This window comes from Paenibacillus sp. NPDC101420 (assembly GCF_050277435.1).
Classification (GTDB): domain Bacteria; phylum Bacillota; class Bacilli; order Paenibacillales; family Paenibacillaceae; genus Paenibacillus_AQ.
In genome coordinates this window covers 295634-309089 of the sequence record NZ_JBNNSE010000002.1, presented here as the reverse complement: position 1 = coordinate 309089, position 13456 = coordinate 295634, and the positions used below count along the sequence as shown (strand labels likewise).

The 13456-nt window shown below is 45.9% G+C and carries 16 protein-coding genes; 1 reads left to right on the top strand and 15 read right to left on the bottom strand.

Annotated features, from left to right (window positions below):
- Positions 1–59: 59 nt before the first annotated feature.
- The 12 genes from ACQKMP_RS10135 to ACQKMP_RS10080 form a co-directional block, all read right to left on the bottom strand.
- Positions 60–476, bottom strand: a complete 417-nt coding sequence (locus ACQKMP_RS10135) for an Asp23/Gls24 family envelope stress response protein (protein ID WP_042132343.1) — start codon at positions 474–476, stop codon at positions 60–62.
- Positions 477–590: 114 nt separating this feature from the next.
- On the bottom strand, positions 591–1934 hold the full coding sequence (gene accC, locus ACQKMP_RS10130) for an acetyl-CoA carboxylase biotin carboxylase subunit (RefSeq protein WP_042190455.1): 1344 nt from the start codon (positions 1932–1934) through the stop codon (positions 591–593).
- A gap of 54 nt (positions 1935–1988) precedes the next feature.
- Positions 1989–2498: an acetyl-CoA carboxylase biotin carboxyl carrier protein gene (gene accB, locus ACQKMP_RS10125; RefSeq protein WP_042190457.1), complete on the bottom strand. Its 510-nt coding sequence runs from the start codon at positions 2496–2498 to the stop codon at positions 1989–1991.
- Between the two features lie 147 nt (positions 2499–2645).
- The gene (locus ACQKMP_RS10120; RefSeq protein WP_149646746.1) at positions 2646–3566 is read right to left on the bottom strand and encodes a SpoIIIAH-like family protein; all 921 of its coding nucleotides are present in this window, start codon (positions 3564–3566) and stop codon (positions 2646–2648) included.
- Between the two features lie 67 nt (positions 3567–3633).
- Complete coding sequence (gene spoIIIAG, locus ACQKMP_RS10115; RefSeq protein ID WP_042190462.1) at positions 3634–4275, bottom strand: stage III sporulation protein AG; 642 nt, start codon at positions 4273–4275, stop codon at positions 3634–3636.
- A 40-nt stretch (positions 4276–4315) separates the two neighbouring features.
- The gene (spoIIIAF, locus tag ACQKMP_RS10110; protein ID WP_427469324.1) at positions 4316–5077 is read right to left on the bottom strand and encodes a stage III sporulation protein AF; all 762 of its coding nucleotides are present in this window, start codon (positions 5075–5077) and stop codon (positions 4316–4318) included.
- Between the two features lie 104 nt (positions 5078–5181).
- Entirely contained in the window at positions 5182–6423 is a 1242-nt protein-coding gene (gene spoIIIAE, locus ACQKMP_RS10105; protein WP_042190464.1) for a stage III sporulation protein AE, read from the bottom strand.
- Between the two features lie 42 nt (positions 6424–6465).
- Complete coding sequence (gene spoIIIAD, locus ACQKMP_RS10100) at positions 6466–6855, bottom strand: stage III sporulation protein AD (RefSeq protein WP_042129828.1); 390 nt, start codon at positions 6853–6855, stop codon at positions 6466–6468.
- A gap of 7 nt (positions 6856–6862) precedes the next feature.
- Complete coding sequence (gene spoIIIAC, locus ACQKMP_RS10095) at positions 6863–7066, bottom strand: stage III sporulation protein AC (RefSeq protein ID WP_036682849.1); 204 nt, start codon at positions 7064–7066, stop codon at positions 6863–6865.
- Between the two features lie 13 nt (positions 7067–7079).
- A complete protein-coding gene (gene spoIIIAB / locus ACQKMP_RS10090) occupies positions 7080–7598 on the bottom strand; it encodes a stage III sporulation protein SpoIIIAB (protein WP_042190466.1) in 519 nt (172 codons plus the stop codon).
- Entirely contained in the window at positions 7591–8592 is a 1002-nt protein-coding gene (spoIIIAA, locus tag ACQKMP_RS10085) for a stage III sporulation protein AA (protein WP_076284476.1), read from the bottom strand. Before spoIIIAA ends, spoIIIAB begins: the two co-directional genes overlap by 8 nt.
- 82 nt (positions 8593–8674) lie before the next feature.
- The gene (locus tag ACQKMP_RS10080; RefSeq protein ID WP_371915730.1) at positions 8675–8938 is read right to left on the bottom strand and encodes a YqhV family protein; all 264 of its coding nucleotides are present in this window, start codon (positions 8936–8938) and stop codon (positions 8675–8677) included.
- Positions 8939–9240: 302 nt separating this feature from the next.
- On the opposite strand from ACQKMP_RS10080, the gene ACQKMP_RS10075 reads away from it, so the two are divergent.
- Positions 9241–10107 (top strand): YitT family protein, encoded by an 867-nt coding sequence (locus ACQKMP_RS10075; protein WP_081382878.1) that lies wholly within the window; start codon positions 9241–9243, stop codon positions 10105–10107.
- A 96-nt stretch (positions 10108–10203) separates the two neighbouring features.
- Here ACQKMP_RS10075 and ACQKMP_RS10070 read toward each other — a convergent pair whose 3' ends face one another.
- From ACQKMP_RS10070 to ACQKMP_RS10060, 3 genes are all read right to left on the bottom strand, one after another.
- A complete protein-coding gene (locus ACQKMP_RS10070; RefSeq protein ID WP_042190470.1) occupies positions 10204–11457 on the bottom strand; it encodes an aspartate kinase in 1254 nt (417 codons plus the stop codon).
- Positions 11458–11759: 302 nt separating this feature from the next.
- Entirely contained in the window at positions 11760–12317 is a 558-nt protein-coding gene (gene efp / locus ACQKMP_RS10065) for an elongation factor P (protein ID WP_042190473.1), read from the bottom strand.
- A 47-nt stretch (positions 12318–12364) separates the two neighbouring features.
- Positions 12365–13435: a M24 family metallopeptidase gene (locus ACQKMP_RS10060; RefSeq protein ID WP_076300855.1), complete on the bottom strand. Its 1071-nt coding sequence runs from the start codon at positions 13433–13435 to the stop codon at positions 12365–12367.
- Between the last annotated feature and the right edge of the window lie 21 nt (positions 13436–13456).

Sequence of the window (13456 nt, the reverse complement as noted above, 5' to 3'; positions counted from 1 at the left end):
CTTAAATTAGAGTAAACCCTCGACTTTACTGTCGGGGGTTTATGGAAGAACGACGACTGTTATTTCACGCGAAGAACCGTTTCAGCTTCCTCGTTCTTGTCTACAGTGTTGTTGTTCTTGAATTGTACATCATGAATATGCACATTCACTTCCACAACAGTCAGACCAGTCATAGTCTCGATGGAACGCTTAACATTACGCTGAATTTCAGCAGCCACTTCAGGAAGACGGTTACCATATTCAATGATTACAGAAACATCCACTGCAGCTTCGCGTTGTCCAACCTCTACTTTAACTCCTTTAGACAAGTTCTTACGTCCGAGAAGCTCAACAATACCACCGGCGAAACCACCGCTCATGCCAGCTACACCTTTAACCTCAACGGTCGCTAAACCTGCGATCACCTCGATCACTTCAGGAGCAATCTGGATCTCACCGATTTCTGTCCGTTCGTATTCTGTCGGCAATGTACTCATTTTAGACTTCACACCTTTCAACAAAGATTCTCATAAATTCAAGCGTAAAGCACGTCTCTTATTAAACATACTATATCATTTGACGAACTTTATGACAAACAAAGCGAAGTCGTCCTAAATTTCATACTCTTCCAGAAACTTGATGTCAAAATTACCATCCAGAAATACAGGATGCTCCAACAGTTTCTGATGGAAAGGGATCGTAGTATGGATTCCCTCCACGGCAAATTCAGCCAAGGCACGCTTCATCTTTGCAATCGCTTCCTGACGTGTGGGTGCCCATACAATCAGCTTTGCAATCATAGAATCATAGAAAGGGGAAATCGTATACCCAGGGTACGCCGCGCTGTCTACACGAACACCGAGACCTCCAGGCGGCAAATAAAAGCCGATTTTACCTGGTGAAGGCATAAAATTACGTTCTGGATCTTCCGCATTGATACGGCATTCAATCGACCAGCCATTAATCACGATATCTTCCTGTGTAAATGACAAAGGATTTCCTTCTGCAACCGAAATCATTTCCTTGATCAAATCCACACCCGTAACCATTTCCGTTACCGGATGCTCTACCTGAATACGAGTATTCATCTCCATGAAGTAGAACTGTCCATCCGGTCCAAGCAAGAATTCAAGCGTTCCCGCTCCCGAATAATTCACAGCGAGTGCTGCACGAACTGCTGCATTCCCCATCGCTTCACGGATATCCGGTGTAAGTACAGAACAAGGTGCCTCTTCAATCAGCTTTTGGCGACGACGCTGTACGGAACAGTCGCGTTCACCTAAATGCACTACATTACCATGCTTATCTGCAATAATTTGAATTTCTACGTGCTTCATACCTGTAAGGTACTTTTCCAAATATACACCAGCGTTGCCGAACGCCTTCTGCGCTTCCTGTTGTGCAGCAGTAATCTGCTTCACCAATGATTCCTCGTCCTCAGCAATCCGAATGCCCTTACCCCCGCCACCTGCGGTAGCCTTAATGATAATCGGGTATCCGATATCACGACCCAGCATGACGGCTTCCTCAACATCACCTACAAGGCCATCTGAGCCCGGGATGATCGGAACTCCAGCCAGCTTCATGGTTTCCTTCGCCACAGCTTTATCACCCATACGGTTGATTGCATCTGGAGATGGCCCAATGAAGATAATATTGCAAGATTCACAAATCTCTGCAAAATCTGCATTCTCAGCTAAAAATCCATAACCAGGATGGATGGCATCACATTCTGTTAAGGTGGCTACACTCATAATATTTGTAAAGTTCAGATAGCTGTCCTTGGACGGCATCGGACCGATGCAGTAAGCTTCATCAGCCAACCGGACATGCAGTGAATCCCGGTCGGGTTCCGAATAGACCGCGACGGTGGAAATGCCCAGTTCTCGGCAGGCCCTAATAATGCGGACCGCGATTTCGCCGCGGTTGGCAATCAACACTTTTTGAATGTTCATGCGTTTCCTCCCAAAGTTTTGCGAAGCTTCCGCTCCATAAGTAATCTGCGGTATTTATTCCGGTTTAACCAAGAATAGTGGTTGACCGTATTCTACAAGCTGACCATTCTCGGCCAGTACGGACACGATTTCACCTTTAATCTCCGCTTCCAGCTCATTCATCAGCTTCATCGCTTCGATAATGCATACCGTTGTTTTCTCACCAACACGGTCTCCAACATTAACGAACGATGGCATTTCCGGAGAAGCGGCACTATAAAATGTTCCCACCATTGGAGATACAATTTTATGTAGTTTGCCTTCTGCGACGGCTTGTGGCTGCTGCGCTGGAGGAACCTCACTGATTACTGGATAGGACACTTGCTGCACGCTCTGCGGCTGCGGGGCAGGCGTAAAGGGATAGGCATTATAAGGAGTCGCCTGTACTGCTGTTCCATCAGCTTCAGGGCGATCCGGTTTGCGAATTGCAAGCTTCATTCCTTCGCTTTCGATCTCCAACTCATGTACAGAGGAGGTCTGGTCCAGCAATTTAATTAATTCCTTAATTTCGCTCAACTTGAACATACATTAGTTCACTCCTTCAGCTTTCTCTCGAAGCCACTTCTTAAGCGGACAAGATAACTTTATGTATTATATCATAAACGCTAGAAATGGAAAGAGCCCGGGAGAACCCGAGCTCTTTCGTCATTTTTCCTATAATTTCATGTCTTATTATTTCTCGGAAACGTATTGAACACTAACTTTATCCTGAGACACACTCAGTTCCTTCATTACGAGATCAACGATGCTAACCGCTTGTTTTACATCCAGCTTGTCACTCAGTACGACTACTTTATAGCTGTCCCCAGCTTCTTCCTTCACGATGGCTTCCCCATATTTTTGTTGAAGCTGTTCTTCGATGCCCGTAATTTTAGATTCTTTTTCTTCAAGGTTAAGGAGCTGTTCTTGAGCAACTGCGTTATCAGCAGGCGTCTTCTCCATATCGTTAATCAAAGCGAGTAAGTCTTGTTGGCTCTTTAGATTCTTTTGCTCACGTTCATACAGGTAGTTAGTGAACATGCTGCTCGCCGATACACTTTGTGAAGCTACTTCATCCAGGATTTCTTTATCATTCTTAGCAGGGGTTTTGGATGTTGTAGTAGCCGCTGTATCCTTAGCTGCCGTATCCTTAGTTGCTGTATCCTTAGCTGCTGTGTCCTTAGCTGCTGTGTCCTTAGCTGCCGTGTCAGAAGTTTTACTGGAGTCTTTTGCAGCAGTGTCCGTCGAAGCTTTCTCAGAGTTACCGCTGTCTGCTGCAGCTTTACTGCTATCATCCTTAACCGCTGTAGTTGCACTGTCATCAGTAGTTGCAGTAGCTGCACTATCGTCAGTGGCTGTAGCGTTATCTACAACGCCTCCATCAGCAACAACATCTCCTTGATTGACAACTTCGTTCACAACGATGCCTTTGTCGCCAACCGTTGGTAATGCTGCGTTTGCTGTATCTTTTTTCAAGGAGTCTACCTGCATAGTTCCTGCTGTGTCTTTTGGAACCGATGCACCTGAATCTTCAGTAAATAAATAGTATGCCGAGAGTACAACCATCAAACTGAGCATAGAAACCAACCATATTGTTTGTCTTTTGCCGTTCATTCTTAATTCCTCCTAAAATTTAATCTAGTGGCTGCTTCGGAAGCACTCACTTCTTGACTTTCTCCTGCTACTCTTGTTTGCGTGGTACTACTGAAATGCGCTGAATTGGGACATTCAAGCCTTTTTCGATAGCCTGCTCGATAAGTCCACGAACGACTTTGTTCTCTGCACCTTTGGCAACTACCAGTACGCCGCGTACCTGAGGCTTAATCCGCTTCGTCACAATAGGTGTTTCATCACCCGATTGCGAGTAGGTTACGATTTCGCCATCCCTCGTATATTGTGTCGTGTGACGTTTTCCACCACTGGCATCCGTCTCCTCACTAAGCTGCTGGGAGTCGTTCATATTTCGCACCACGACAATTTCTTCCGTGGATTCCACAGTGACCATGATATCAACGGTACCGACACCAACGATTTTTTCCAAAATCTCCTTCGTCCGGTTCTCCAGTGTCTGTTCAATACTCTCGAACGAGTTAGTAGCTCCAGGATCACTCTGTACCAGCGCCGTTTGGGAGGACTGATTCAGCGGTGGCTCACGCCCCGTATTCTCGTTATCAATCTTCTTCACATTGACGAAGGAATTAAACAGCATAATCGCTGCGCCCAGCAGACCCAGAATGATTAGCCAGCGAAAAGTATGACTTCTCTTCGGACTGCCAGCCCCACCCCCAGCCCATTGCTCCAGCTTTTTCAGCCAATTGCCCACTCCTATCCCTCCTAACATTGATAGTTTAGAAGCTACAGACTCATAACTTGACGTTATTCACAACGCCGCCATCCACTTGGATTACTTTGGGATCCAAATCCCATTTTTGTTCCAACAGCTTTACGATGGACTCCGTTTCACTTGAAGGCGTGTTATTTTCTGTTACATTTCCGTTCACTGCTTTGGGCTCATCTGCAGAAGCTGATCCACTCTCTGGATTTGTACCGATCTTTACTTCTACAGGCTCTACAGGAGCGATTGCAATCGGCGGAGCAGCGGCTGCGCTGGAATTACCTGAAGCCCCTATGGAATTAGCTGTTGCTTGGGACATTGAGACCTTCACTGCAGAGATGACAGGAATATCTTCATTACCGGAGCCGCCGGATTTCCCCATGCCGAGCGTTACAGTGACATTAACCCCGCGTTTGCCGGTCTCGCTGATGATCTGCTCCCTCATTTGCTCAGCAACCTCTTCTGCGGCCAGCTTTAGGCTTTGATCCTGTCGCCCTTGTGCAAGCTTTTGACCATCTGCCAGAATCTTTTCCAAAGAGGGATCTCCACTTCCCCCTCCTGTGAATAAGCCTCCCTCTTTCTCCTGACGCCCCATGGCTATACTCAGCTCGGCTATTGCGTCACCTTTAAGCAGAGAAACGATCGGGCTAAGCATGGTAAGTAAGATCAGGAGGCTCAGCACCAGCCTTGCATAACGCTCCATGGATTTGCTTGGGAGCAGTAATTCAACGAATGATGCTAGCAGCACGACAAGTATGATCTCTCGTAGCCAATCGCCCAACCAGCTCATCGTTTCCCTCCTAAAAGTTTTGTTAGCATAGCCTTCAGAGAATTTCTTCGTACTAAACTAGCTTCGTAAGCACCCGCTAAGTTTTGTTAGCATAACCTTCAAGCTCACCTCATCATGACGGTTAAATTGCCAGCGGTTAGCATGATCGTGACGGCCATAAAAAACATTAACGATACAGCTGCCAAAGCAGCGAATACGTACACCATGCTTTTTCCGATGGTCTGGAGGCAGACCACAATCGGCGTCTCTCCTAATGGCTGCATTACAGCAGCAGCTACATTGTAGATCAGAGCAAGCACCAGAATTTTGATCGCCGGAAAAGCGCAAAGGAACAAAATGATGATCACTCCGGATAGCCCAATAGCGTTCTTCACCAGGAGTGAAGCTGAGATCACTGTGTCTGTTGCATCTGCGAACATTTTTCCGATGACCGGAACAAAGTTGCCTGTAATATATTTAGCGGCCCGGATCGTAACACCATCTGTCACTGAACTCGTAATTCCCCTGACTGAAATCACACCGAGGAACACAGTGAGCAGTACTCCTAGTAATCCAGCTCCGATATTTCTTAGCAGATTCGCCAACTGGGTCAGCTTGTATTTCTCCGACAATGCACTTACGAGATGCAGCACCGCCGAGAAGAATAATAGTGGAAAGACAATGGTGTGGATCAGTGTGCCAACGGTATGAATCATAAAAACAATTAGTGGATGTGTGACCGAGACGGTAACAATGTTCCCCATGGAAGCTAGTAACGCAAACAGTAGCGGAATCATGGCCATCATAAAATCAATCATCCGGTCGATAGCATCCTTCGCATAACCTATAGCGATATTGAAGCTGTTCACGGCAATAACGAGCACTACCATATAACAGAGCGTATAAGCCACCTTGCTGACCGTTTTTCGCTCAAAAGCGGTTTGTAGCGTCTCCAGTATCATGCTGAGCACACTGACCATGACAATCGTGACCAGCAGCCTTCCGTTGTACAGCACCTCATGCCACATAAATCCAAGAAGCCCAGATAATACACCTTGTAAGCTGAGTCCCTTATCCCCTGGAAGCAGCATGTCCATAAGTGATGGTGTTGCCCCGTCTGGAAAAAAACCTCCGTAATCCTTCATCAGTTGATCCCAGTACGACTCCACCTTATCTGTTGGCAGATTGTTCACCTGACCCTTGACCCACTGGTCTACTGGGGAGGAGTTCCCCGATCCAGGTGCTGGAGTTGCTGGAGAAGCTATGGCCACCTGAGCTGTACCTGCAAACCATAGAATGAAGAAGCATGGGAGCAGCAGCAGTATTATTTTTAATTTTGGAGGACGAAAAACACTGCACTTTTGCATAACTTCTCCTCCCTAATCGTTGCTTAGCTTCCTTCAATTGCTTTAAGCAGGCAGCAGCTTCATGACCGTTTCAATAATGATGCTGATAATGGGTACAGCTAGTACCATAATGAGGACTTTTCCAGCGAGCTCTATTTTGGAAGCAATCGATTCCTGCCCTGCATCACGCACAATCTGTGCTCCAAATTCAGCGATATATGAAATTCCGATGATTTTGAACACGGTCTTCAAATAGATCATTTCCATCCCCGATGACTCTGCCACCCGCTCCAGTGTGGAAAGTATCATTCCAATCTTGCCGATTAGAAACAGGAAGATCAGAATCCCTGTGGCAGTAGCGAGGAGAAAGGCAAACATCGGTTTTTGTTCCTTCAGCACGAGAATCAATATGGTCGATATCAGCCCTATTCCAACAACTTGAATGATCTCCATAGCACGCCTATTGAAAAAGAAAGATCGTTTTTATTTCCTGCAACAGTCCGTCCAGCATTCGAATAACCATAAATAGCACGACGACGAACCCGATTACGGTAACCCAATGTGCGAAATCTTCTTTTCCCATCTGTTTAAGCACCGTGTGTATCATGGCGATAATTATGCCAATGCCGGCAATTTGAAAAATCGCATTGACTTCAATATTCATTCCTGGCACCTCGCTAAAAGATCAAAATGACGATCAATGCTCCAAGCAGCAGACCCAGGCTTTTACTCAATTTTTCATATTTGCCTTGATCCTCTCTGGCCACCGACTCCTCCTGCTTCAATTGCTGCAATGCTAACGCGATATGAGTGCTCTGATTGGACCTATCGCTTGTACCGAGAGTACAACTGAGCTGGCGGAGAATCTCTTTTTCTGTCCCCTTCAATGCGGTAGACTTCCAATGCGAGTCCATAGCCCTCTGAATGGCATCCTGGGCACTTCGATCATGGGGTGGGCTCATCTCCTCAGCTGTTTTAATAAACAACGTTTTGAGCGGTTCCTTAGACTGAATCCCAATGCGCCGCATAGCTTCAGGCAATGGGGTAAAGCCGTACATAATTTCTGTTTCCAACCGCTGTAGCGCTGCTATCAAGCCTCTGATATGTCTTGGCCTGTCTGCATATTGTTTTGCAAATTGGAGCCCTGCTAACGTACCAGCCAGCACAATCAGAACGGCACCGAATAGCTTAAGCATGTAAATCACCACCTAATCGATCCCCGGGTGAGATAAGAAGTAATCCGCGTTTCTGTCCATCCAGAACACGAAAGGAGAGTCCTGCTTCTGAGCGATGCAGAATGACGTATCTTTCGAACATCTTTTGTTCCAATAGCCCGCCAAGCCCGGGTCTACGAGCCAGTTCTATTACTTCTTTACCGTGAGCCGAAGCAACGACTGATATTCCAGCATGCAGCGCTTCAGTGACTGCTTCAGCGTCTTCAGGACGACCAATCTCATCAGCGATCAATACATCCGGTGACAAGGAACGAATCATCATCATCATGCCTTCAGCTTTGGGACAGCCGTCGAGGATATCTGTGCGCGGACCAACATCAAAGGCGGGAATCCCGCGTCTGCTTCCGGCAATCTCAGAACGTTCATCGACAATCCCCACCTTCAAACCGGGTCTTCCGCCTTCACGTTTCCCCAAATCTCCTAAGGAGATTTGTCTTGCGATATCGCGAAGAAGAGTTGTCTTCCCGTGCTGTGGAGGCGAGAGGATCAAGGTGTGCATCATTCGCTGCCTCCCCTTGTCCAGCAGATAAGGTAGCACTTTATCCGCGACTCCGGGAACCTCACGGGCTATGCGGACATTGAAGCTTGTAATGTCGCGTAGATGCTCCACACCACCACCACTCAGCACCGTCCGACCAGCAAGTCCTATTCGATGGCCGCCAGGAATCGTAATAAATCCCTTTCTCAGCTCTTCTTCCATCGTATATAGTGAATGGTTGCTGATCAGATCTAGCAGTCTATGAGTGTCCTCCCGATCCGGCCTATAGGCTTCTTCCGGCCTTTGCGTTACGCTGCCATTTGCTCTAAGAAAGTGATATTTACCTGAATAGTTAATCTCCAGCGGACGACCTTCACGGACCCGAATCTCTTCCACCATTCCAAGTAGCGGAAGGGGAAGGCACTTTAATAGTGCTCTTACTTTTTCAGGAAACAATTGCAACCAATCATCTGCCATACAAAGTACCCCCAAGTTGTCCTCTATCTAATTGCTTTATTCCATATTTATGCTTGTACGCGCTCAATATGCCTATCATCTATCATTTTTTTAGAATCCCGATTAAGAGAAAGGCTACACCGCAACCGACCCAGCCTAGTTTGCTCCAGGACAACTGCTGAGCCATCCCTGTAAGTCCGATCGCTGTCGTCAATATCAAGATCGTCGGGCCTACCAAAGCTAGTCCAGAATTGACTGCAAGCGCCTTGTCTACCTGATTCAACCGCAGCATAATCAGTGCAGCTATAATCTCCGCACTACCCGAGAACAGCCGAAGAGTCGCCATCCAGCTTACATACTTGTCCAATCCACTCCACTCCTAACTTTTACTATTTCACACAGAATGATATCCAGGGCTTGTTTGTCCTTCTCTTATCCATGGATATGCGATAATTACTCACTTTAGACAAGGAGAAATGACAGAATTGCAAGTCCAACTGTGAAAGAGTTCATAGTACACACCTATATAAATAAATATAATCAGTACGATAAAATTATTTTTTACGAACACTTCCATCTGTGGTATCCTTGTTAATTGGAAATATAGTGGGTTTATATTTTCAAAAAGAGCAGACTATAAAGACATAAGAAAAAGAGGGGATTTGTGTCATGCAAGTTCGAAGTTACGGGTTACCGCAAAACATGCGGACCGTAGTCAGACCACTCAAGGAAGTAGCTATCATTATTTTTTCAGCCTTTTTAATTGCAAGCGGGATGCGATTGTTTCTAATTCCTCATCAGCTTCTGAGCGGTGGGGTAGCAGGGGTGGCTTCGGTCGTCGGTTATTTAACGGATCCGAAGTACATTTCTAAGCTTTATTTTGTAATAAACCTTCCTTTAATTGTCTGGGGATTTATTGCAGTGGGGAAAAAGTACATCTTACTAAGCTTGCTTTCCGTCGTGGCCACCACCTGGTTCATTACCATTATTCCTGAGGTGCAAATGACCAAGGACCCCATTCTTGCAAGTATTTTCGGCGGAGTAATTATTGCTGGGGGCGTTGGTTTTTCTCTCCGTACTGGGGGCTCTTCTGGGGGATTTGATATATTAGGCTCGATTATTTCACGTAAACGGGATATTCCCATGGGGAATATCATGTTCTTAATGGATGGATTAGTTATTCTGAGTTTAGGCTTCTTTAAAAGCTGGGATTCCGCCTTATACGCTATGCTCTGTATTTTTGTAAAGAGTAGAGTAGTCGATATGATCCATATTCGCCATGTGAAGCTGACCTGCTTTATCGTTACCAAAGAACGGGAGATGATGTTAACCCGTCTAAGAGAGTTACCTCATGGCATCACTGTCGTCAATGCAGAGGGTGGATACAGTCATGAGGGAAATACCATGCTAATGACTGTAACGACTCGGTATGAACTTGCAAATCTGCGGAGAACTATTCTTGAGGCAGACCCAAGCTCCTTCGTCAACGTTGTGGAGACTGTAGAGATTCAGGGCCGGTTCAAACGATTAGGATAAATTCAGGGACCTACCTCCCTTGCTGTTATATAAATGAAAAGGGATGCCCGCAGCCATTTGGCTGTAAGGCATCCCTCTTTGTTTACTCAGCAGCTCTTATCGGCGATCTTTAGGACCTCCGACAAAAGCCTGCTCTGTTGTATCGAGATTGTAGGCGGTATGAAGCGCCTGTATGATTGATGGCAAATTGCCTGATTCAATAACGCAAGATACTTTGATCTCAGAAGTGCTGACCATCTTGATGCTTACACCCTCTTGGGAGAGTACATCAAACATTTGAGCCGCTACCCCTGGATGGCTGACCATACCAGCACCAACGATGGATACCTTCACCAGGTTATCCTCGGAGGTAACTTCACGATAAGGCAAAGTTTTATGAATTTCTTTAATTACTTCCTTCGCCCGATCCAGCTCATCAAGAGAAACTGTAAATGAGAAGTCAGCCTGCTCATTCTGAACACCACTTTGTACGATGATATCTACGTTAACGCCCTCTTCAGCAAGCTTGCCGAAGACCTGAGCGAGTACACCTGGTACATCAGGAACTCCAAGAATACTGACACGTGCTACATTCTTATCAAATGCAATACCACTAACTACGATTCCCTGCTCCATGCTTGTTTCCTCCTTCACAACAGTACCTTCATTATGATTAAAGCTTGATCTAACGACCAGCTTAACTTGATGACGCTTAGCGTACTCCACTGCACGTGGATGTAATACAGCTGCTCCCAGATTGGCAAGCTCCAGCATTTCATCGTAAGAGATTTCCTTCAGCTTACGTGCCGTCTTCACAATACGTGGGTCTGTGGAGTAAATACCATCTACATCGGTATAAATCTCGCATACATCTGCTTGAATAGCAGCAGCCAATGCTACGGCTGTTGTGTCCGAACCACCGCGGCCTAATGTGGTGATCTCACCGTCCACAGTCATTCCCTGAAAGCCTGCAACGATCACGATCTGTTCACGCTCCAAAGACGCTAATACACGACGCGGGTCAATTTCATTGATACGAGCTCTGCCGTGAGTTTCGTCTGTTCGGAATCCAGCCTGCCATCCTGTATAAGAAACTGCATTCCGCCCGATCCCATGCAGGGCAATGGACAATAGAGCGACGGAGATTTGTTCACCTGTCGTCATCAACATATCCATTTCACGTGCGGGCGGCTGCCCGTTTAGTTGCTTCGCCGTATCGATCAAATCATCTGTTGTATCCCCCATTGCAGATACAACCACAACGCAGCGATGTCCCTCATCTTGCTTGTCTGCGATGCGCTTGGCGACGCGTTTCATTCGTTCAGTGTCGCCGACGGAGCTGCCTCCGAATTTCATAACATAAAGTGACAAAGTCCCATTCACTCCCCATATCGGTCTATGTAGTTGCTTCTAATCGGTTTCCCGCTTTAAATCAGTATAATACGAAAACAGTGCCTTGCGTTAATGGTTTCATAAAAAATTTATTAAATTTCCCCGCTGTGAAAAAAAAAGATAAGGTCAGCATCTGCCCTTCAGCTGTGCTTATTTTACTCAACTTCCAGTATTTTAATGTAGGTTTCCATAGCATCTTTATCCGTTACTGTTCATAAAAAAACCTCCACCGTATAAACGGGGAGGCTCTTCTGGTAATATCCAGGTTATTGTTCTGTTTCCTACGCGCGGGAGATATATTTACCTTCACGAGTATCAACCAGCAAGATGTCTTCCTCGTTGATGAACAATGGAACCTGAACACTATGTCCGGTTTCAAGCTTGGCCGATTTCGTAGCACCTTGAGCCGTGTTTCCTTTAACGCCAGGCTCAGTTTCAACAACCTTCAACTCTACGCTGGTAGGAAGGTTGATCCCAAGAATCTCACCTTTGTAACTAACGATGTTTACAGTCATGTTCTCTTTAAGGAAATTCAATTCCCATTCCAATTGCTTTTCGGACAATTCGAATTGGTCATAAGTTTCGTTATCCATAAATACGTGGTCCGATCCACTGGCATAGAGATATTGTACACCACGGTTTTCGATAATAGCACGGCCAATCGTTTCACCTGCACGGAATGTACGCTCTACTGTATTACCGTTACGCAAGTTCTTAAGCTTGGAACGAACAAATGCTGCGCCTTTACCTGGCTTAACGTGTTGGAAATCAATAACGGTAAAAATATCTCCCTCTACCTCTACGGTCAAACCTGTTTTAAAATCATTTACTGAAATCACTAAAAATCCCTCCAAAATTTATATTCAATCTAATACATCACACTTACTTACAGTACTGTATATTCTTTAGACGAATGGGTCAGCAGTGATATTCCGCTCTCCGTGATCACAATGTCGTCTTCAATACGTACTCCGCCAATTCCCGGCAAATAAATACCAGGCTCCACAGTTACTACCATCCCCGGCTGCATAATATCGTCGCTAAGTTTGGACAAACGCGGCCACTCATGAACTTCCATTCCAAGTCCATGGCCTGTGCTGTGTCCAAATTGTTCACCATATCCGTAGCTAGCAATGATATCACGTGCCAAGGCATCACATTCCCGTCCAGTCATACCCGGCTTGATATGTGCTAAAGTATGTAACTGAGCTTCCAGCACAATATCATAGATCTCTTTCAGCTTCGGATCCGGTGCTCCGAGTGCGATGGTTCTTGTCACATCTGAGCAATAGCCATCAAGTAATGCACCGAAATCAAGGGTAATGAATTCATTGCCTTGAATTACACGGCTGCTTGCTACGCCGTGTGGCATGGACGAGCGTTCACCTGAAGCAACAATCGTATCAAACGATGAAGAAGTTGCACCATGGGTACGCATATAAAATTCCATTTCCAAATCAACATCGCGCTCAGTCATGCCCGGCTTGATCACGTTCAGAATATGACTGAATGTAGCATCGGCAAGATCTGCTGCACGTTGCATAACGGCAAGCTCTTCCTCATCCTTGAACATACGAAGGTCTTCCACAGCTTTGGAAATTGGAACTAACACTGCCGGCTTAAGTGCTTCTGCATATGAAGTGTACGCGCTGAATGAAACATCATCCTGTTCGAAACCGATACGTACCTCTTTACCAGAAGGCAGAAGCTCGCGAACTGTATCAATGAACTTAGTTGTATGTTCTACAACCTTAACCCCCATTGCTTGGTCCGCGGCCTGTGTCATATACCTGAAGTCAGTCAGCAGATAACAATCATCACTTGTCACCAGTACATAACCGGACGATCCGGTAAATCCACTTAAATAGCGGCGGTTATAACCGCTAGTTATCAACATTGCATCCAATCCTTGATCCTGCAAAACCTTACGCAGCTTGGAGACACGCTTGTTACCCATTTTCATTCTCCTCTCGAAATA

Bases quoted from the DNA above. Each gene is read 5' to 3' on its own strand.
- spoIIIAD (WP_042129828.1), bottom strand. From the start codon at position 6,855: ATGGAGATCATTCAAGTTGTTGGAATAGGGCTGATATCGACCATATTG.
- spoIIIAB (WP_042190466.1), bottom strand. From the start codon at position 7,598: ATGCTTAAGCTATTCGGTGCCGTTCTGATTGTGCTGGCTGGTACGTTA.
- ACQKMP_RS10120 (WP_149646746.1), bottom strand. From the start codon at position 3,566: ATGAACGGCAAAAGACAAACAATATGGTTGGTTTCTATGCTCAGTTTG.
- spoIIIAC (WP_036682849.1), bottom strand. From the start codon at position 7,066: ATGAATATTGAAGTCAATGCGATTTTTCAAATTGCCGGCATTGGCATA.
- accB (WP_042190457.1), bottom strand. From the start codon at position 2,498: ATGTTCAAGTTGAGCGAAATTAAGGAATTAATTAAATTGCTGGACCAG.
- ACQKMP_RS10075 (WP_081382878.1), top strand. From the start codon at position 9,241: ATGCAAGTTCGAAGTTACGGGTTACCGCAAAACATGCGGACCGTAGTC.
- spoIIIAF (WP_427469324.1), bottom strand. From the start codon at position 5,077: ATGAGCTGGTTGGGCGATTGGCTACGAGAGATCATACTTGTCGTGCTG.
- spoIIIAA (WP_076284476.1), bottom strand. From the start codon at position 8,592: ATGGCAGATGATTGGTTGCAATTGTTTCCTGAAAAAGTAAGAGCACTA.
- spoIIIAE (WP_042190464.1), bottom strand. From the start codon at position 6,423: ATGCAAAAGTGCAGTGTTTTTCGTCCTCCAAAATTAAAAATAATACTG.
- accC (WP_042190455.1), bottom strand. From the start codon at position 1,934: ATGAACATTCAAAAAGTGTTGATTGCCAACCGCGGCGAAATCGCGGTC.
- ACQKMP_RS10135 (WP_042132343.1), bottom strand. From the start codon at position 476: ATGAGTACATTGCCGACAGAATACGAACGGACAGAAATCGGTGAGATC.
- ACQKMP_RS10060 (WP_076300855.1), bottom strand. From the start codon at position 13,435: ATGGGTAACAAGCGTGTCTCCAAGCTGCGTAAGGTTTTGCAGGATCAA.